General features: G+C 55.5%; 17 protein-coding genes. 14 read left to right on the top strand and 3 right to left on the bottom strand.

All coding sequences use genetic code 11. The features are described 5' to 3' along the window. Positions 1–265: 265 nt before the first annotated feature. The 6 genes from gltP (at position 266) to LC417_RS10785 (ending at position 7,302) form a co-directional block, all read left to right on the top strand. Positions 266–1,567, top strand: a complete 1,302-nt coding sequence (gene gltP / locus LC417_RS10810) for a glutamate/aspartate:proton symporter GltP (RefSeq protein ID WP_010252141.1) — start codon at positions 266–268, stop codon at positions 1,565–1,567. A 218-nt stretch (positions 1,568–1,785) separates the two neighbouring features. Next, positions 1,786–2,061 (top strand): type II toxin-antitoxin system RelE/ParE family toxin, encoded by a 276-nt coding sequence (locus tag LC417_RS10805; RefSeq protein WP_010252139.1) that lies wholly within the window; start codon positions 1,786–1,788, stop codon positions 2,059–2,061. A gap of 119 nt (positions 2,062–2,180) precedes the next feature. After that, a complete protein-coding gene (locus LC417_RS10800; protein ID WP_022625226.1) occupies positions 2,181–2,555 on the top strand; it encodes a helix-turn-helix domain-containing protein in 375 nt (124 codons plus the stop codon). 608 nt (positions 2,556–3,163) lie between these two features. Next, the gene (gene murQ / locus LC417_RS10795) at positions 3,164–4,075 is read left to right on the top strand and encodes an N-acetylmuramic acid 6-phosphate etherase (protein WP_052271197.1); all 912 of its coding nucleotides are present in this window, start codon (positions 3,164–3,166) and stop codon (positions 4,073–4,075) included. Beyond that, a complete protein-coding gene (murP, locus tag LC417_RS10790; RefSeq protein WP_223565825.1) occupies positions 4,075–5,529 on the top strand; it encodes a PTS N-acetylmuramic acid transporter subunit IIBC in 1,455 nt (484 codons plus the stop codon). The genes murQ and murP overlap by 1 nt, the downstream gene beginning before the upstream one ends. Before the next feature lie 228 nt (positions 5,530–5,757). Continuing rightward, the gene (locus tag LC417_RS10785) at positions 5,758–7,302 is read left to right on the top strand and encodes a PAS domain-containing methyl-accepting chemotaxis protein (protein WP_223565824.1); all 1,545 of its coding nucleotides are present in this window, start codon (positions 5,758–5,760) and stop codon (positions 7,300–7,302) included. A 22-nt stretch (positions 7,303–7,324) separates the two neighbouring features. Here the strand turns inward: LC417_RS10785 and LC417_RS10780 are convergent, their stop codons facing one another. Then, a complete protein-coding gene (locus tag LC417_RS10780) occupies positions 7,325–8,290 on the bottom strand; it encodes an AraC family transcriptional regulator (protein WP_010252125.1) in 966 nt (321 codons plus the stop codon). Between the two features lie 104 nt (positions 8,291–8,394). Between LC417_RS10780 and LC417_RS10775 the strand changes: the two genes are divergently transcribed. The 5 genes from LC417_RS10775 (at position 8,395) to LC417_RS10755 (ending at position 12,115) form a co-directional block, all read left to right on the top strand. Continuing rightward, positions 8,395–9,582, top strand: coding sequence for an MFS transporter (locus LC417_RS10775; protein WP_010252123.1), 1,188 nt, complete (start codon positions 8,395–8,397; stop codon positions 9,580–9,582). Between the two features lie 212 nt (positions 9,583–9,794). Next, positions 9,795–10,004 carry a DUF1471 domain-containing protein gene (locus LC417_RS10770; RefSeq protein WP_009092571.1) on the top strand — a complete coding sequence of 70 codons (210 nt, stop codon included), beginning with the start codon at positions 9,795–9,797 and terminating at the stop codon, positions 10,002–10,004. A gap of 202 nt (positions 10,005–10,206) precedes the next feature. Beyond that, complete coding sequence (locus tag LC417_RS10765) at positions 10,207–11,259, top strand: YncE family protein (protein ID WP_223565823.1); 1,053 nt, start codon at positions 10,207–10,209, stop codon at positions 11,257–11,259. A gap of 210 nt (positions 11,260–11,469) precedes the next feature. Then, entirely contained in the window at positions 11,470–11,823 is a 354-nt protein-coding gene (locus tag LC417_RS10760; protein WP_022625232.1) for a type II toxin-antitoxin system RelE/ParE family toxin, read from the top strand. Then, a complete protein-coding gene (locus tag LC417_RS10755; protein ID WP_022625233.1) occupies positions 11,816–12,115 on the top strand; it encodes a helix-turn-helix domain-containing protein in 300 nt (99 codons plus the stop codon). Before LC417_RS10760 ends, LC417_RS10755 begins: the two co-directional genes overlap by 8 nt. Before the next feature lie 47 nt (positions 12,116–12,162). Here the strand turns inward: LC417_RS10755 and sbmA are convergent, their stop codons facing one another. Next, positions 12,163–13,407, bottom strand: a complete 1,245-nt coding sequence (sbmA, locus tag LC417_RS10750; protein WP_010252115.1) for a peptide antibiotic transporter SbmA — start codon at positions 13,405–13,407, stop codon at positions 12,163–12,165. A gap of 275 nt (positions 13,408–13,682) precedes the next feature. Here sbmA and LC417_RS10745 point away from each other — a divergent pair, with 275 nt between their 5' ends. Genes LC417_RS10745 through LC417_RS10735 form a run of 3 tightly spaced genes read left to right on the top strand, consistent with a single transcriptional unit; the run spans position 13,683 to position 17,525 of the window. Further along, on the top strand, positions 13,683–14,417 hold the full coding sequence (locus tag LC417_RS10745; RefSeq protein WP_223565822.1) for a gluconate 2-dehydrogenase subunit 3 family protein: 735 nt from the start codon (positions 13,683–13,685) through the stop codon (positions 14,415–14,417). 2 nt (positions 14,418–14,419) lie between these two features. Next, entirely contained in the window at positions 14,420–16,204 is a 1,785-nt protein-coding gene (locus LC417_RS10740) for a GMC family oxidoreductase (protein ID WP_010672042.1), read from the top strand. 10 nt (positions 16,205–16,214) lie between these two features. Further along, on the top strand, positions 16,215–17,525 hold the full coding sequence (locus LC417_RS10735) for a cytochrome c (protein ID WP_033780611.1): 1,311 nt from the start codon (positions 16,215–16,217) through the stop codon (positions 17,523–17,525). A gap of 46 nt (positions 17,526–17,571) precedes the next feature. Here LC417_RS10735 and LC417_RS10730 read toward each other — a convergent pair whose 3' ends face one another. Beyond that, a complete protein-coding gene (locus tag LC417_RS10730) occupies positions 17,572–18,981 on the bottom strand; it encodes an MFS transporter (RefSeq protein ID WP_223565821.1) in 1,410 nt (469 codons plus the stop codon). Between the last annotated feature and the right edge of the window lie 132 nt (positions 18,982–19,113).

Raw genomic sequence — 19,113 nt, 5'->3', positions numbered from 1 at the left:
ATGCTGCTTAGATGGTGAACTTTTAATCGGATCCGCCAGGGGTTGCATTTACCACAGTGAAAATGGTACTTATCTCGCCCCTGTTCTGCAGGTATCAACTCAGACCGCGTCTGAAAATGGGTATGGGAATCATCAGATTTTCATACGAGGCGCTGTTTCAAGACACCCTCTAATTTACCGGGCTTTTTGCTCACTCCCTGTGTGTATTGTCTTCTGCACCTTCGCAGTAGAGAGAAACGGGTTTTGACTGAGGAAATTACACGTTATGAAAGGTTTTAAAATCAGCCTGGCCTGGCAGATTCTGACAGCCCTGGTGCTTGGCATCGTTGTGGGTGCTGTGTTGCATAATCAGCCAGACAATCGTGAATGGTTAGTCACCAACATTCTCAGCCCGGCAGGCGATATCTTTATTCATCTTATCAAGATGATTGTGGTACCGATTGTGATTTCATCCCTGATTGTCGGCATCGCTGGCGTGGGTGATGCAAAGAAGCTGGGACGCATCGGCGTCAAAACGATTCTCTACTTTGAAGTGATCACCACCATTGCCATTGTGGTCGGTATTACGCTGGCCAACGTATTTCAACCCGGCACCGGCATTGATATGTCAACGCTGGCAACGGTGGACATCTCTAAATATGAAGCGACAACGGCAGAGGTACAGGGCGGTCCGCACAGCCTGGTGACCACCATTCTGTCGCTGATCCCGCAGAATATTTTCGCCTCAATGGCGAAGGGCGACATGCTGCCGATTATCTTTTTCTCGGTGCTGTTTGGCTTAGGCCTGTCGTCACTGCCGTCAGAACAGCGCGATCCGCTGGTGAACCTGTTCCGTGGCATTTCTGAAGCGATGTTTAAAGTGACGCACATGATCATGCGCTATGCCCCGGTGGGTGTGTTTGCGCTGATTGCGGTGACGATTGCTAACTTCGGCTTTGCCTCGCTCTGGCCGCTGGCTAAGCTGGTGCTGCTGGTTTACGCGGCAATTCTGTTCTTCGCCTTTGTGGTGCTGGGCGGAGTGGCGCGCTTCTGTAAGCTGCGGATTACCACGCTGATGCGTATCCTGAAGGATGAGCTGATTCTCTCTTACTCCACTTCCAGTTCGGAAACGGTGCTGCCGCGTATCATGGAGAAGATGGAAGCCTACGGTGCGCCGAAAGCGATCACCAGCTTCGTGGTGCCGACCGGTTACTCGTTTAATCTGGATGGTTCAACGCTTTATCAGAGTATCGCGGCGATCTTTATTGCGCAGCTGTATGGCATTGACCTGTCGCTGACCGACGAGATTGTGCTGGTAATAACGCTGATGGTGACCTCGAAAGGTATCGCTGGCGTGCCAGGCGTCTCCTTCGTGGTGCTGCTGGCCACACTGGGCAGCGTCGGCATTCCTCTGGAAGGTCTGGCGTTTATCGCCGGTGTTGACCGCATCATGGATATGGCGCGTACCGCGCTGAACGTGGTTGGTAATGCGCTGGCGGTGCTGGTGATTGCCCGCTGGGAAAACCAGTTCGACGTCGAAAAGGCGAAAGAGTATGAGCTGGAGCTGCGGACACAGACCGCAAGCTGAACACGGCATTAACGTAAAAATGGGCTCAACGAAAGTTGGGCCTTTTTTTTATGAGATTTTTAATGGCAGATATACAGGTTGACTGAAAATTAAAGGGTTATATTTTTATAACTAAAAACCATAATTCTGAGACGATAGTATTGTTATTATGATTGATTATAGTTATATTTCATTGCGGTGAGTTGACTGTGTTCCTTGACAACATGGAGTGTTGACGAATGCCAGAAATTAACTGGACGAAAAAGGCATTGAAACAGCTTTATGGGCTGCCTCAGAAAGAGGGTAACGCTATTGAAGATGCTGTAGAGGCGCTGGCTAAATGGCCGGATATTCCCCATCTGAAAGTCGAAAAGCTGACTGATGATAAACAGAAGCGAATGAAGCTGGTAGTAGGTCACTACCGCGTACTCTGGAAGATAGAGAAAGGTCAGCCAGTAGTGATAGATATACTTGAAGTCGTAAGAAGAACATCGACCACGTACAAAAAGCGCTAGCAGTGTGGCAGGAGCAATGTGCGTCATCAATAAGTTCTGTGCAGCCGGGTTTAGCGTTCCGCAGCACAGGCAGACGATCAGACAGTGTTGCCTGCCGTACCAGTAAGGAGTGATTACCCATGAATGCTATACAGTTTCTGACGGACGAGCGCGGGAACCGCACTGGTGCTGTCATCCCTATAGAGCTGTTTAATAAGCTCATGGCTGAACGTCATTTAGATGATGTGTTTGAGTCTGTCCCTTATGAAGTGGGTCCAGACGATGATGAAACTATTCCTCACGATGTAATGAAAATCAGCCGACGGCAATCTGTTCCTTTGCATGTTGCCTGGCGTTTGCATCGTCACATGTCACAGGAAGAGGTGGCGAATAAACTGGGCATCACGCAGGCTGGCGTGTCGAAGTTAGAGTCGAGAAAGAAACCTCAAAAACAAACGCTTGAGAAGCTGGCTGCTTTATATGGCTGCAGAACGTCACAACTTTATATTGATTAAATGGATGCGCTTTTAACCTGCGATTGGTGGGTTTTAATTGGCTGACGCGGCTCCCTCGCGATGTCGAATGGTGCCCTCAGAACCCATTATGAGGCAGGCAATTGCTCACTGTTTTCTGATACCTGAAGAGTAAAGCGTCCCACGGCAGGGACAAAAACGCCGGGAGCGTTTTTGAACAACGCAGAGCGTTGGCCCGGCAACGGGCGCACCTCATGGATGAGGTGCGTAATCGCGTGGGCCGAGCGTCATGGATGACGAATGCGTCTTTACGATCAGGTGAACCTTTTCTGACCGGCACCGGTCTCCCAGCGATTGCACTCACATGCACCGCACCCAGGCCGTAATACGCATCAATTAAGCATGTATCAATACTCGATTGCGCTTCCTCGCCGATCAGGTGAACCTTTTCTGACCTGTACCGGTCTCCCAGCGATTCCACTCACATGCACCGCACCCAGGTCGTAATGCTTATACTCATCACTCACCCAACCTGATCCCCCGCAACATGACTCACCCCACATCCATCGAAAAAAGATCTCACCCAATGAATTAATCATTCGTTATGATAGTTAGTAATTTGAATAATTTATTCCTTTGCGGAGCCCGCCATGAAACTCGACCTCAGCCAGATGATCACCGAAGGCCGCAACCCGGCCAGCCAGAATATTGACGAACTCTCCACCGAAGCGATGCTTCGCGTCATCAATGATGAAGATAAAAAGGTGGCGCTGGCGGTTGAGGCCATCGTGCCGCAGATTGCCGCCGCCGTTGACGCCATCTGCGCCGCATTCCAGGCCGGTGGACGACTGATCTATTGCGGCGCAGGCACCTCCGGTCGACTTGGCATACTGGATGCCAGCGAGTGCCCACCTACCTTTGGCACACCCCGCGAGCAGGTGGTCGGCCTGATTGCAGGAGGTCATACCGCCATACTCCAGGCGGTAGAAAACGCGGAAGACAACCGGGAGCAGGGCGCGCAGGATCTGAAAGATATCCACTTCAGCCGCCACGATGTGCTGGTTGGCATCGCCGCCAGCGGTCGCACACCCTACGTACTGGGCGCGCTGGCATACGCGAACGAACTTGGCGCAACCACTGTATCGCTCACCTGTAATCCAGGCAGCGCCATGTCGCAGGTTGCCGCGATTGCGCTCACGCCGGTGGTCGGCCCCGAAGTGGTCACCGGGTCTTCCCGTATGAAAGCGGGCACGGCACAAAAACTGGTGCTCAACATGCTCACTACCGGGTCGATGATCCGCAGCGGAAAAGTGTACGGCAACCTGATGGTCGATGTGGAAGCCACCAATCAGAAACTGGTGCAGCGTCAGGTTAACATCGTCATGCAGGCCACTGACTGTGATGAGGCGACGGCCAGCGCCGCGCTCACCGCCTGTGGCGGACACTGCAAAACCGCCATTCTGATGGTGCTGGCTGACCTGGCTGCCGATGAGGCGAAAGCGCTGCTCAGTCAGCATCAGGGCTTTATCCGTCAGGCTTTACAGGCAGCGGGAGCACGCTAATGGCCAGAATCACCGAGGCACTGTTGCGCGACATCCTGCAGGCGGTCGGTGGCGCGCAAAATATCGCGGCCTGTGGTCACTGCATGACGCGGCTCCGCCTGACGCTCAATCAGCCGGGAGAGAGTGATCTGGCACGGTTAAAAAGCCTGCCGGGTGTCTTAGGCGTTATCGACAGCGAGGCACAGTTGCAGATTGTGCTGGGGCCTGGCAAGGCGCAAACCGCCGCCGAGGGGATGCAGAACCTGCTGGCTCAGGGTGATACCGCGCTGGCACCGCAGGGCGAAACAGCGGAACTTCGCGTGCTGGCGAAGCAGCAGAAGCAGCAGCTAAAGGCGAAACAGACCAGCGGCGTGCATCAGTTCCTGTCGCGCTTCGCCACCATCTTCACTCCGCTGATTCCGGGCTTTATCGGCGCGGGGCTGCTGCTGGGATTTGCCACGCTGATTGAACAGAGTCTCCACCTCACTGCACCCGGTGACCACGCGCCCTGGCTGCTGCATACCGTGGCGTACATGAAAGTCTTCGGTAAAGGGCTGTTCACTTTTCTCAGCATCCTGATTGGCTACAACGCGCAAAAAGCGTTTGGCGGCAGCGGCGTCAATGGCGCAATCATCGCCTCGCTGTTTGTGCTCGGCTATGTGCCCACGGCCACCACCGGCTACTACAGCGGCATGGAAAACTTCTTTGGCCTGGCGATCGACCCGCGCGGCAACATTATTGGCGTGCTGATGGCGGCGATTATCGGGGCGTGGATTGAAAAACAGCTGCGCAAAATCATTCCCGACAATCTCGATATGATCCTCACCTCGCTGTTTACGCTGTTGATCACCGGCGCCATCACCTATCTGTTGATCATGCCGCTGGGCGGCGAACTGTTTAAAGGGATGTCGTGGCTGTTTATCCATCTCAATAACAATCCCTTTGGCTGTGCGCTGCTGGCCGGGCTGTTCCTGATCGCGGTGATGTTCGGCATCCATCAGGGCTTTATTCCGGTCTACTTTGCGCTGATGGAAACCCAGGGGTTTAACTCGCTCTTCCCGATTCTGGCGATGGCGGGAGCAGGCCAGGTCGGCGCATCACTGGCGTTGTGGTGCAAAGCAGAAAAAGGGGCGCTGCTGCGGGCGCAGATCAAAGGCGCTATCGTACCGGGGCTGCTTGGCGTCGGTGAACCGCTGATCTACGGCGTCACTTTGCCGCGCCTCAAGCCCTTTATTACCGCCTGCGGCGGGGGTGCGCTGGGCGGGTTCTTTATCGGGCTGGTGGCGTGGCTGGGTTTGCCGGTCGGGATGAATACGGTATTCGGACCCTCCGGCCTGGTCACGCTGCCACTGATGACCTCCAGCCAGGGGATCTTCGCTGGCATGGCGGTCTATCTGGCCGGGCTGATGGTGGCCTGGATCGGCGGATTCCTGCTTACCTGGTGGTTTGGCACCCGTAATGTCGACCTCAGCTGACCCGCTGCCGGAATTATCCAGTCCGGCTAACGGATGGATAATCAACCAAAAATGTGAAAGCCGCTACAAAGCGGCTTTATTATTGCCACTAATTTAACTTAAACGCTAAAGAGTAGGCAGAAGCATGCCGAAAACATAAAAAAAGGTAATCGTTATCTCTCAGCCCACAGTTTTCATGCCGACACTCAGACCGTCGCGTGCAGGACGTCGGGTCTCCAAGGACTTTTGATGCGTAACAACCAGCCTGTCTCTCAGCGTGAATATCTGTTCGACGATAATGCGACACTGATGTCGACCACCGATCTTAACAGCCACATCACCTACGCTAACGACGCGTTTATCGAGGCGAGCGGATTCACCGCCGACGAGATCAACGGCCAGCCGCATAACATGGTACGTCACCCCGATATGCCATCAGAAGCGTTTGCCGACATGTGGGCGACGCTGAAACAGGGTGAACCCTGGACGGCACTGGTCAAGAACCGCCGTAAAAATGGCGATCACTACTGGGTGCGGGCCAACGCCATTCCGGTAGTACGCGACGGTAAAGTGCAGGGCTACATGTCGGTGCGCACCAAACCCACGGCAGAGGAAGTGCGTCAGACTGAGGTGCTCTATCAGGATTTTCGTGAAGGCCGCGCCAGAGGGCGACGTTTTCACAAAGGCCTGCTGGTTCGCAGCGGCTGGCGTCGTCCCGCCTCAATCCTGAAGACGCTGCCCCTTCGCTGGCGGATCCGCACAACGCTGCTGACGTTACTGCCCCTCTCGGTGGCAGGCGTCTGGGCGCTGGGCATGACGCCCACGGCACTGGCAGGCTTTACCGCGGGAATGGTTGCGCTGCTTCTGCTCTGCAGCCTGTGGCTGGAGCAGCAGATTTCACGCCCTATTGAGCGGATGTGCAAACAGGCGCTGAGCGTGGCAACCGGTGCCAGCCATAAAGTGGAGCAGATGGACCGCGTTGATGAGGTGGGTGTGACGCTGCGCGCCATCGGTCAGCTCGGATTGATGTTCCGCTGGCTGGTGGATGATGTCAGCGGCCAGGCGATCAACGTGCTGAGCGCCAGCGACGCCATCGCCCGCAGCAATAACGAACTCAGCCGCCGTACCGAACAGGCGGCTGCCAACGTGCAGCAGACTGCGGCCACCATGAACGAAATGACCGCCACGGTGAAGAGCAACACTGAAACTGCACATGAGGCGAATACCCTCTCAGCCGGCACCAGCTACGCTGCCAGCAAAGGCGGTGAGGTGATGACCGAAATGATGGGCATGATGGGCGAAATTGCTGACAGTTCAAAGCGGATTGCCAATATTACCAGCGTTATCGACGGGATTGCCTTCCAGACCAATATCCTGGCACTGAACGCCGCCGTGGAAGCGGCGCGGGCCGGTGAGCAGGGCAAAGGCTTTGCGGTGGTCGCCGGAGAAGTGCGCAGCCTGGCGCAGCGCAGCGCCAAAGCCGCGAGCGAAATCAAAATGCTGGTTGAAACCAGCGCCAGCCGGGTCAACTCGGGCAATGAGCACGCCAGCGCGGCAGGCCGCACGATGCAGGATATCGTGTCGCAGGTGCAGAATGTCACCGCACTGATCGCCCAGATCAGCGCCGCCACGGCCGAACAGGCGACCGCGCTCAGCGAAGTCAGTTCAGCGGTGGAAGATCTTGATGATATCACCCACCAGAACGCCGCCCGCGTGACAGAAAGCGCCGAGGCTTCAGGCCGCATGACTCATCAGGCTAACCGTCTGGTCGAAGCGATCAGCGTCTTTCGTTAAGAGAAGAGATTAAGCGGCCCGGTTAAGAGGCCAGCGCCTGCGTGCCGTCGCGTCCGGCACGCAGTGCGCCTGGTGACTGACCGACAATCCGTTTAAAGGCGCGACTGAATGCCGCAATCGAGCCGTAGCCGAGATGATAAGCCACGGCTTCCACCGCTTCACCGTTGTTCACAATCCGCTGCACCGCCAGCCGCATCCGCAACTCCGTCAGATAGCGCAGCGGCGTCATGCCGGTGGCATTGAGAAACCGTCCGGCAAACACTGAGCGCGAACAGCCTGCCACGCTGGCCAGCCGCGCCACCGTCCAGTTTTCTCCTGGCTCCCGATGCATCGCAGCAATCGCCTGACTCAGACGTGGATCGCGCATCGCCTGCACCAGCCCACTGCGCTCGCCGCAGCCGTTCTCTACCCAGCCGCGCACAATCAGCGCGGCAACCACGTCTGCCAGACGCGACAGAATACCGGCGAATCCCGCCTGGCGGGTGAGCGACTCCCGCTCCATCGCCGCCAGAATCGGCTGAATCTCCGGGTATTGCGACAGCAGAGTACTCACCAGCATCACATCGGGCATGGTATTGATCAGCGGCTGCATGCCGCCGAGCTCAAACGCCATGCAGGCGCTGAACAACAGCACACTGTGCTCGTCATCACAGGCATCTTCCGGTGCTGCAATGGCGCAGACGCTGTCGCAGAGCGGCTTGCTCGCCATGTTCTTAATACACTGGCAGCTCGCCTCCTCACTGGAGATCAGGCTGTGGGGTTTGCCGTGCGGCACCAGCAGCGCATCGCCGCTGTTGAGCTGAAACACCTCGCCGGAGGCGCTGCGCACCATCAGTGAGCCGCGTCCGACAAAGTGGAACTGCGCCCGGCCCGGCGCGTGCTCATAACGCAGCCCGAACGGCGCGCTCACTGCGATACGCTGATAGTTCACGCCATAGAGGCGCATCCCCATCAGCAGCTCACTGGTCAGATCTCCATAGTGGCTCATGTGATTCCAGACGAATTATCAAAAATGAAGGTGTAAGCATCATAGATCGTCCTGACGCGTCGCTCTATGCTCACACTCACTTTTTTATCTTCCGGAGAAGCAGCATGAGTCTGACAACCGAAGTGGCTGATGAGGTTTCCTCGCCGACCCGTCCCGCGTGGGGCGCGGTATTTGCTATGGCATTTGGGGTGTTCAGCCTCATCACCGCCGAATTTTTACCCGTGAGTCTGCTGACGCCGATGGCCCACAGCCTGGGCGTATCCGAAGGCCAGGCGGGACAGACCGTCACCATCACCGCGCTGGTGGCGCTGTTTACCAGTCTGGTCACCGGCAGCGTCACGCGGCGCATCGACCGCCGCATCGTCATGCTGGTGTTTTCGTTGTTGCTGATCGCGTCGGCACTGATGGTGGCGTTTGCGGCTGACCTGACGGTGATCCTGCTGGCGCGGGTGCTGCTGGGTATGGCCATTGGCGGCTTCTGGACACTCTCAACCGCCATCACCATGCGCCTGGTTCCCACCGATCAGGTGCCGCGTGCGCTCTCTATCGTCTTCAGCGGTATCTCGCTGGCGACGATTATCGCTACGCCACTGGGCAGCTATCTCGGCGGACTGGTGGGCTGGCGCAACATCTTTATGCTGACTGCCGGACTGGGTGCGGTGGCGCTGCTGTGGCAGTTCTTTACCCTGCCCGCCATGCCGGCAGAGAACAAAGCCCGCAACGGCGGGGTGCTGGCGCTGCTGCGTATTGGTGTGATGCGCTGGGGAATGCTGGCGGTAATCATGATGTTTACCGGTCACTTTGCCTTCTTTACCTATCTGCGTCCATTTCTGGAAAGCGTTGCGCAGCTCAACCTCAATCAGCTGTCGCTGGTGCTGCTGGCCTTTGGTGTGGCGAACTTCTTTGGCACCTCGCTGGCGGGTTTCCTGGTCACCCGCAGCGTATCACTGACCCTGAGTGGCATGGCGCTGTTGATGAGTGTCACCGCGCTGCTGCTGGTGAGCTTTGGCGATGTCAGCTGGATGGTGGGCGCAGGCGTGGCAATCTGGGGTATGGCGTTTGGTTCGATGCCAACCGGCTGGTCAACCTGGATTTCGCGCGCGGTGCCGGATGATGCGGAGTCAGGCGGCGGTTTACTGGTTGCCACCATCCAGCTGGCGATTACTGTCGGCGCGGCGGCGGGCGGCTGGATGTTTGACCTGCGCGGCGCAGGCGGTGTGTTCGTTGCCAGCGGAGTGCTGATGCTGCTGGCCGCGCTGACCATCTTCACCCGGGTACGACATCACGGTTAAATTCTCAAGGGCAGCAATATATGCTGCCTTTTTTAATAAGGGTAGATTATTAACCTTTTGAGCGATAACTGTGCGAAATGTGCTTTTTATCATCAATTTTACTGAACGAGTTAAGCAAAACCCTCCGCTTTTTACTGATCAACTTCCGGACTAATATATCTATCAACAAGGCAGCACGTCTTACCTGATAAAAATTAACCGAGGAATTGACCATGAAATCTATCAAAACTTTTGCAGCTGTTATCGCGCTTTCTGTTCTGCCATTTGCCAGCTTCGCACAATCTGTGACCGCCATCGACTCTACGCTGGATGGTGCTGAAGCGAAAATCGCTGCGCAGGCTCAGGAAGCTGGTGCTTCATATAAAATCACTGAAGCTTACACTAACAACGGCGTTCACATGACCGCTGAGCTGCTGAAATAAGTTAAGTTTTACCCTCTTGTGCTGACAGGACGCCTTTGGGCGTCCTGGCGGCGTTTATCCGCTAATAATCCTGTCCCTTTCCCCCCGAAATAATTATTATTCTCAAAAACAATTCTGCATCTGACTGCTGGTCAGCTGTTTCTGGTTGCAATGTCGGGCTTTCTTTTCACTGCGTCTGCAGTGGATTAACTATGGAGAAGTTATGAAAGCGATTACCAATACGTGCCGGACCCTGCGTCCGCTGTTACTGGCTACGGCCCTGTTCTCTGCCTCAGGATGGCTGGCGGTGCAGGCTGAAGATCTCAATCAGGCCGTGGGTAAAGGCGTCTATGAACTGGCAGTCAGCCCGAAAGATAACGCGCTGTTCGTGGCGACAGCGCAGAACAGCAGCGGTGACGGCGGCACAGTTTTCCGTCTCGACCCGGCTACGCTGGCGGTACAGCAGTCGATCAACACGGAGCTGAAATCGTTCGGCGCGGCGATCAACCCGCAAACCAACGTGCTCTACATCGGCAACACCGTAAACGGCTCGGTTACGGCCATTGACGCCAGCAGCGGCAAAGTGCTCAACACGCTGGTGCTGGATAGCCGTAAGCGCAGTGAGACAGTGCGCCCATTGCAGCCGCGTCAGGTGGCGGTTGATGCTAAAACTAACCGGGTTTATATCACCGGCCTGGGACCGCAAAGCGTGGTCTGGGTGGTGGATGGCAGCACGCTGAAGCTTGTCAGTACCATCCCGAATACCGGTAAAATGGGCACCGGCCTGGCGGTAGATTCAGACGCGCAAAAGGTCTACGTCACCAACGGTGATGGTGAACTGGTGACGATCAATGCGCGCACCAATGCCATTGAGAAAAAGCAGAAGATTGACGGAGATAAAGAGCACTTCTTCCTGAACATCGCGCTGGATACGCGCGGTCAGCGCGCCTTCCTGACGGATTCAAAGCAGGCGCAGGTGCTGGTGATTGATCTGCGTAATCAGCAGGTGATTCAGCGGATTGATGTGCCGGAATCGCTGGCGGTGCTGTTTAATGGTGATCGCAATGAGCTTTATGTTACTCATCGCAAAGCGGGGGAAGTCAGCATCATCGACGCCAGCAGCTATAAGGTGAAGCGCACGGTAAAAACCCCGGCGTTGCCTAACAGTCTGGCACTCTCGGCAGACGGCAAGGTGCTTTATGTCAGCGTGAAGCAGCCTGGCTCGCGTAAGGCGCCGCCAAAAAATCCTGACAGCGTGATGCGTATTGCACTGTAAGGCGTGACGTCCCTGACACTGCTGTGTTGAAGCTGTTTTACATCCGGTCTTTGTAAACGAGAAAGCCACTCTGACGAGTGGCTTTTTTTATTTTCAAAGCCGGTTTGAGGTCTGGGATATCCTTTTGCCCTGGCGGCCCGCGAGACACTTGCCTTTATAGCGAACAGGCTATAGCATTATTTATAGCTTATTCGCTATAAGGATGTTGCGATGTGGGATGTGGATACAACCAAAAGATTTGATGAGTGGTTTAAGGCTCAGAGTGAGGAACTGAAGGAGGATATGCTCGCTGCGATAGTTATCCTGTCTGAGTATGGGCCGCATTTAGCGAGGCCGTTTGCTGATACCGTAGACGGCTCTGATTTTCCGAATATGAAAGAATTAAGAGTGCAGCATCAAGGCAAACCGATACGGGCCTTCTTTGCTTTTGATCCTTCTCGCCGCGGCATTGTGTTGTGTGCAGGCGATAAAACCGGGGTTAAGGAAAAGAAATTCTATAAAGACATGATCAAATTGGCAGATGCTGAATTCCGCAAATATTTGAATGGAGGGGATAATGGCTAATTTAAAAGAGCTGATGGCAAATCAAAGTCCGGAGAGTCGCGAACGCATTGCCAAAAAAGTCGATGCAATGCGGCAGGTTATCGCACTACACATGTTGCGCGAAGAACTTAACCTGTCACAGACAGAGATGGCGCATGCAATGGGTGTGAAACAGCCAACTATCGCCAGAATGGAACAGGCTGATAATGATCCTCGCCTTTCTACGCTGAAGCGTTACGTTACGGCTCTGGGAGGCGAGATAAGTATCGATGTCAAATTGCCGACAGGCAAAAGAATAGCTTTTGATTTGTGATTAGAAGAGAGAAGCCACATTATCGTGGCTTCTCTCTTTCCAACCCGTTACACCTCTTCCGACGCTTCGCGCATCATCTCATCGTGCGGAACATCATCCAGAATCTGCTCAAAGCTGCGCAGACGCTTGTAAATCGACATCAGTTCAACCAGCGTTGACCACGAGGTGATCAGATACTGGAAAGAACCGCGAACCTGATCGAACACGTTGCTAATTTGATTGAGCAGACCCAGTGTTATCGTTCCTGCGGCGATTGATGGGAACAACATGACCAGGCCAAAGAGATTATCTATCTGTAAATAGAACATTCTGGCGATATTGAAGTACAGATAATGAAAATAGAGACGAAAGTAATTCAGTCTGACGTTGTCAAAAAGCACTCTTACCGTCGGCGGTGTAGCGCGGTCAGCATTGTCTTCGCCGTAAACCAGTTCTTTACGATAAGCTGCTTCTACTCGCTGGTTACGAAACTCCAGGCCTGGTAATTTTAATCCGACTACTGCTAACAGTCCTGTTCCCAGTACAGACCAGACAACGGCGGCAATGACCAATGCATAAGGTATGGCGCCAAGAATCGGTACGCTTTTTACATGGTGTGACAGCTGAACCAGTACTGGCAAAAAAGCGATGAGCGTCATGATAGCCTGTATGAAACTGACTCCCCATCCCTCCAGTGTGAGAGCAAAGCGCATCGTATCTTCCTGCACACGCTGCGCTGCGCCTTCAATATGACGTAATCGCTGCCAGTGGTGCATATAATAATTATTCATCGCGGTACGCCAGCGGAATACCCAGTGGCTAATAAAAAAGGCATTTATTACGCCAATAGTCACAGCAACCATAACAATGCCTGCTACGCCCACAATTTCAGAATAGAGCTGGCTAATTGATACAGAACCGGCTTTTGTTATTGCCTTTTGTATCAAGTCGTAAAAGGGTTGATACCAGGCGTTAATTGCTACGCCGACCTGAACCCCAAACCAGGTAACAAAAATAATTAGCGCAGAGCCCCACACTGACCAACGCTGCCAGGGGTGGTTATCAATCACTCGCCAGGCAAGTGCGAACAGGGCAACCATTATCCAGTAATAGGCATAAAACCATAACTCACCTGGTGCAATGAAGCGCATCACTGTCGTGGGCAAAGGCTGCTTTATCGCAGCCTGAAAAGCAGGCCAAAAATGAGCAGGTAAATCGCTGGCAAAACCGAACCAGGCAAAAATCGCTACTAAGCTCCAGACAGCCGCAGAGCTGAAAAACAGCGCTGGCCGCGGAAAAAAAGACTTAAACATAGGCACTCCGCTGTTGTGTGTTGCCTGTTATAACGTTTTTGACGGGTCGCTGTCTGTAGTCTGTTGTTTCTGCTAATGACAGGAGGGGGATAGATGTTAATGAAATTGTGCGGTTTTGTTTCCTGGAACTAAATCTTTGTGAATGGCAGTGTTACAATAGGTTGTTTGTTACCGGTAACAAACAGGCTCCTGGCCTGTATCTGCTGATAAAAACCATTACAACGCAACCACCTATTTTTTCATACCGCCGGTCAGCGCGGGAATGAGGCAATGTCATGTCAGAACAAAAAAAGGGTCATTCACGCAGGGATTTTTTGCTGAAGACAATCACCCTGGCGCCTGCAATGGCGGTAGGTTCCACAGCGATGGGTGCACTCTCCCTGCCGCTGGCCACACAGGCGGCTGAAACCCCGGCCACGCCACAGCAGGCGCGCGACTACCAGCCGAACTGGTTCACCGCCGAAGAGTTTGCTTTTATTACCGCCGCCGTGGCACGGCTTATCCCCAGCGATGAACGCGGGCCTGGTGCGCTGGAAGCGGGCGTGCCTGAGTTTATCGATCGTCAGATGAATACGCCGTATGCCACGGGGTCGAACTGGTATATGCAGGGGCCGTTTAACCCCGACCTGCCGAAAGAGCTGGGCTATCAGCTGCCGCTGGTGCCACAGCAGATCTACCGCCTCGGTCTGGCCGATGCCGATAATTACAGCAAAAAGCAGCACGGCAAGGTGTTCGCCCAGCTCAGTGGCGAGCAGCAGGATGCCTTACTGCAGGCGATGGAAAGTGGCAGTGCTGAATTCAGCCAGCTGCCGGCAAAAGTCTTCTTTAGCTTCCTGTTGCAGAATACCCGTGAAGGCTTCTTCAGCGATCCTATATACGGCGGGAATCAGGGCATGGTCGGCTGGAAGCTGATTAACTTCCCTGGCGCACGCGCCGACTTTATGGACTGGGTAGAGCGCGGCGAACGTTATCCGTTCCCGTCAGTGTCGATTCGCGGGGAGAGAAGCTAAGCATGGCAAACGAAATGAAAAAAGTGGATGCGGTGATTGTCGGCTTCGGCTGGGCGGGTGCCATTATGGCGAAAGAGCTGACCGAAGCGGGCCTGAACGTGCTGGCGCTGGAGCGCGGACCGCATCGTGATACCTATCCTGATGGCTCCTATCCGCAGTCCATTGATGAGCTGACCTATAACGTCCGCAAAAAGCTTTTCCAGGATCTCTCCAAAAGCACCGTGACCATTCGTCATGATGCGTCGCAGACCGCAGTGCCCTATCGTCAGCTGGCGGCATTTCTGCCCGGCACCGGTACCGGTGGCGCGGGTCTTCACTGGTCCGGCGTCCATTTCCGTGTCGATCCGGTTGAGTTGCGGATGCGCAGCCATTACGAAGAGCGCTACGGCAAGAACTTCATTCCGGAAGGCATGACGATTCAGGATTTTGGCGTCAGCTACGATGAGCTGGAGCCGTTCTTCGACAAAGCGGAAAAAGTTTTTGGCACCTCAGGCAGCGCCTGGAGTATCAAAGGCAAAGTGGTCGGCAAAGATACAGGCGGCAACCCTTTTGCACCCGATCGCTCAGATAACTTTCCGCTGCCCGCGCAGAAGCGCACTTACTCGGCGCAGCTGTTTGCTCAGGCGGCAGAGTCGGTCGGCTATCACCCTTACGATCTGCCGTCCGCCAATACCTCGGGTCCGTATACCAACACCTACGGCGCACAGATGGGGCCGTGCAACTTCTGCGGTTACTGCAGCGGCTACGCCTGCTACATGTATTCCAAGGCGTCGCCTAACGTCAATATCCTGCCTGCGCTGCGTCAGGAGCCGAAGTTTGAGCTGCGCAATAACTCTTATGTGCTGCGGGTCAATCTCAGCGATGACAAAACGCGTGCGACCGGCGTGACCTATGTGGATGGGCAGGGCCGCGAGCAGATTCAGCCCGCTGACCTGGTGATCCTCTCCGCCTTCCAGTTCCACAATGTTCACCTGATGCTGCTGTCGGGCATCGGCAAACCCTACAACCCGATTACCAACGAAGGGACCGTAGGTCGCAACTTCGCCTATCAGAACCTCTCTACGCTGAAGGCGCTGTTTGATAAGAACACCACCACTAATCCGTTTATCGGTGCGGGTGGCGCAGGCGTTGCGGTTGATGATTTCAACGCGGATAACTTCGACCACGGGCCGCTGGGCTTTGTTGGTGGTTCACCATTCTGGGTTAACCAGGCGGGCACCAAACCGATCTCCGGCCTGCCGGTGCCGGCGGGTACGCCCAACTGGGGCAGCAAATGGAAAGCGGCGGTGGCGGATACCTACACCCATCATCTGTCGATGGATGCGCACGGCGCCCACCAGTCTTATCGCGCCAACTACCTTGATCTCGATCCCAACTACAAAGATGCCTATGGACAGCCGCTGCTGCGCATGACCTTTGACTGGCAGGATAACGACATCAAAATGGCGCAGTTCATGGTCGGCAAGATGCGCAATATCGCGGAAGCGATGAATCCGAAGATGATCATCGGCGGCGCGAAAAAGCCGGGCACCCATTTCGACTCCACGGTTTATCAGACTACCCACATCAGTGGCGGGGCGATCATGGGCGACGATCCAAAAACCAGTGCGGTTAACCGTTATCTGCAAAGCTGGGACGTACCGAATGTGTTTGTACCGGGCGCATCAGCTTTCCCGCAGGGACTGGGCTACAACCCGACCGGCATGGTGGCGGCGCTGACCTACTGGTCAGCTAAAGCGATTCGCGAACACTACCTGAAAAACCCAGGCCCACTGGTGCAGGCATAAGGACATGGCGATGAAAAATGGCATTCTGGCTCTGATTCTTGGCTCCCTGACGTTCGCCGCCCTGGCGGAGAGCAGCCAGGACGATCTGGTTAAACGGGGTGAGTATCTGGCGCGAGCCGGTGACTGTGTGGCCTGCCACACCAGCAAAGGCGGCGCGGCCTTTGCCGGTGGGCTGCCGATGGCAACACCGATTGGCACCATCTACTCCACCAACATTACGCCCGATCCCGCTACTGGCATTGGCGAATACAGCTACGACGACTTCCAGAAAGCGGTGCGTCAGGGCGTGGCGAAAAATGGCGATACGCTCTATCCGGCGATGCCATATCCCTCTTATGCCGTGGTCAGCGATGAAGACATGAAGGCGCTTTACGCCTACTTCATGCATGGCGTCGCGCCGGTCGGGCAGCCAAACCGGGAGAGCGACATTCCCTGGCCGCTGTCGATGCGCTGGCCGCTGGCGATCTGGCGCGGAATTTTTGCGCCCGACGTGAAAGCGTTCCAGCCTGCAGCCCAGGAAGATCCGGTGCTGGCACGTGGTCGCTATCTGGTAGAAGGACTGGGTCACTGCGGGGCCTGTCACACGCCGCGCAGCATCACGATGCAGGAGAAGGCGCTGACCAACAATGAGGGCAGCGACTATCTGGCGGGCAGCAGCGCACCGATTGATGGCTGGACCGCCAGCAATCTGCGTGGCGACAACCGTGATGGACTGGGTCGCTGGAGCGAAGAGGACCTGCGTCAGTTCCTGCGTTATGGCCGCAACGATCAGACCGCAGCTTTTGGTGGCATGACCGACGTGGTGGAACACAGCCTGCAGCACCTGAGCGAGTCCGATATCACGGCGATTGCGCGCTATCTGAAGTCGCTGGGCGCGAAAGATCCGCATCAGGCAGCCTTCAGCGTCGATGACGCCACCGCCAAAGCATTGTGGAAAGGTGACGACAGTGCGACGGGGGCAGCCACCTACGTCGACAGCTGTGCGGCGTGCCATAAAACCGATGGCAGCGGCTATAAACGTTTCTATCCGGCGCTGCGCGGTAATCCGGTAGTACTGGCGGACGATCCGACCTCACTGATTCATATCGTGCTGGTGGGCGGACAGTTGCCTGGCGTTAATGGCGCGCCGTCGACCATTACCATGCCAGCATTTGGCTGGCGTCTTGACGATCAGCAGGTGGCGGACGTGGTCAACTTCGTGCGTAACAGCTGGGGCAACAAGGCGTCGGAGCCGGTCAGCGCGAAACAGGTCGCTGAGCTGCGTAAAGATGAGAAAGATCGGCTGGGCAGTGCAGATATCCGGGTACTGGAAGGCAAATAATCGGCAGTAAAAAAGGCCGTCATCATCAGGATGACGGCCTTTTCTTTTAGATATTCTCCAGATCGATACCGCGCGTTTTCGGCCCATAAATCCCTACCGACAGCATTACCATCACCATGCTCAGCACGATAAAGGTAATCACACCTGGCGTACCGGCATACTGCAGGATCACCCCAATCAAAATACTGCTGAATACCGTAGAGAGACGGCTGAAGGAGTAGCAGAAGCCAACCGCCCGCGCCCGAATATGGGTCGGGAAAATCTCGGTCTGATAGGCGTGGAAGCTGAAGGTCAGCCAGGCGTTGGACCAGGTGATCAGGAAGCCGCAGAGAATCAGCAATACCGGCTGCGTCTGGAAGGCGAACAACGTGCCGAACACCACCGTCATCAGCGACGACAGGACAATCTGCCACTTATTTTCCAGCTTATCGGCGTAGCGGCTACAGATCAGCGATCCCAGCGGATAGGCCAGCGTGATGAAGAAGGCATAAAGCAAACTGTGCGTCACCGTGGCACCGCGGCCTGACAGCAGCGCAGGCAGCCAGTTACCAAAGCCGAAAAAGCCGATCGCCTGGAAAAAATTCATCACCACCAGCATCAGGGTGCGCTTGCGGTAAGCGGGTGACCAGATCTCGCTGAAGCGCCCCCGTTTTGGCAGCTGCGCCGCGGCGTCGTCGGCTGAAAAAGCGGGTCCTGCCGGGATGCCGCAGCGTTGCTCCATCGTGGACAGCACCTGATGCGCCTCGTGATGACGACCCTGCTGCGCCAGCCAGCGCGCCGACTCCGGCAGGTTCCTGCGCACCAGCCAGATCACCAGCGAACAGACCGCGCCCGCAATGACCACCCAGCGCCAGCCTTCAAGGCTGAACAGCGTTTGCGGAATCAGCCACCACGACATCAGCGCCACGGCCGGCACTGATAAAAACTGCACGAAAAAGGAGAAGGCAAAGGCGCGGCTGCGCAGATGGGTCGGCACCCATTCCGACAGATAGGTGTCGATGGTCACCAGCTCGACGCCCAGCCCGATCCCTACCAGAAAGCGGAACAGAATAATCATCTCCGCGCTCTGCTGGAACGCCATCAGCAGCGAAAACAGCCCGTACCACAGCAGCGCACACATAAAGGTGAGACGGCGACCAAAGCGGTCAGCGTAGGGTGCCAGCAGGCTGGCACCAAAAAACAGACCGAGAAAAGTGGCTGAGGCGAAGGCCGCCTGATCGGAGAAGCCCAGCACGCCTGCCGCACCCGTGTGAAATACGCCCGCCGACAGCAGGCCGGTACTGATGTAGCCGGTTTCAAACAGGTCATAAAGCTCAAAAAAGCCGCCCAGCGCCAGCAGCGTAATAAAGCGCCACAATCCGGCGGAGGAGGGCAGCGCATCAACACGAGCGGCTAAGCTGTTACGGGCCACCGATGAAGCGTTCATCGGTGGCAGGCTGGTGGAGGAGGTGGTCATGTCAGCGTGAACCTCAGGCAGTGTAGAGACGACTCGCAGCCGGTCGGAGGCTTATTAAAATAGTTAACCGTTAGCAAGCGAAGAAATAGCAGAATAGTCAATTCATCCGCCGTTGCCGAGAGGGTCGTTGCT

The sequence above is a fragment of the Pantoea sp. OVA07A genome, from assembly GCF_019969975.1.
Taxonomy (GTDB): Bacteria; Pseudomonadota; Gammaproteobacteria; order Enterobacterales; family Enterobacteriaceae; genus Pantoea; species Pantoea agglomerans.
The sequence above is the reverse complement of the archived record's forward strand: the minus strand, read 5'-3'. Positions and strand labels throughout refer to the sequence as shown.